The organism is Spirosoma sp. 48-14 (genome assembly GCF_001898575.1).
Lineage (GTDB): Bacteria > Bacteroidota > Bacteroidia > Cytophagales > Spirosomataceae > Spirosoma.
Window position 1 is genome coordinate 1 of record NZ_MKUD01000061.1, and the last position, 979, is coordinate 979.

Here is a 979-nt window from a genome sequence, read left to right on the forward strand (position 1 = left end):
CAGGATGCACAGGTCATGCCCAATACCGGAAAAGCACTTTTAACCGTAGGAACTCCGTAACCTAAATCTTTAATTGCCTTAACAGCCTCGCCTACGGTTTCATTGCTATCTACTGTAATCGCTGCCCTTCGGTTGTTCAGCTCTACTTTATGGGTTTCTACGCCTTTTACCTGTGCAAATCCCTTTTCAACGATTAATGCACAGTGTTCGCTTTCTACATCCTCCAATGGAATGTATATATTTTCTCTGTTTGTCGCCATATTTGCCTGCTTTAATTTACAATACAAAATTGGCTATTATATTTATGGGTACTGTTGTGAAATTTTGGATTTGATTTGTAAGATTTACTTACACTTTATCCAACGGTTTTCTTTTATCCTCTTTAATCTGTTTGAAATGGCTTGGTGTTAGCCCGGTAACTTTTTTAAACTGGTTACTCAAATATGCCACGCTCGAATAATTTAGGCGGTTCGCAATCTCACTTAATGACAACTCATCATACACCAACAATTCTTTGACTTTCTCCACCTTTTGGGCGATAAAGTATTTTTCAATGGTTGTACCCTCTACCTCTGAAAACAGATTGGACAGGTAATTGTAATCGTGATGCAATTTGTCACTCAATACATCGGAAAGGTTGGTTTTTACATCACTATCCTGATGGTGTACCAGGTCAATGATAATGTTCTTTATCTTTTCTATTATCCTGCCTTTTTTATCGTCAATTACTTCAAATCCTAATGGCTCTAAAGTTTTGGACAAATTCTCTTTTTCCAGAGATGTTATTTCTTTGGAAAGAATAACTTCGCCCAGTTTTATATTTTTAGCATCTAATCCCAGTTTTTCCAATTCGTTTTGTACCACCATAATGCAACGGTCGCAAACCATATTTTTAATAAAGATTGTATTCATATTTATTTACTGACTACGTTTAGTATTTAATACATAAGCAATAAACAAATTTACAATTTAAGTTTAA

At 35.1% G+C, this 979-nt stretch carries 2 protein-coding genes; both read right to left on the bottom strand.

Annotated features, from left to right (window positions below; genetic code table 11):
• The coding region (locus BGO59_RS27095) for a heavy metal-associated domain-containing protein (RefSeq protein WP_293688930.1) at positions 1–260 on the bottom strand (260 nt) is incomplete at its 3' end.
• An 88-nt stretch (positions 261–348) separates the two neighbouring features.
• A complete protein-coding gene (locus tag BGO59_RS27100; protein ID WP_024566623.1) occupies positions 349–912 on the bottom strand; it encodes an AraC family transcriptional regulator in 564 nt (187 codons plus the stop codon).
• Positions 913–979: the final 67 nt, after the last annotated feature.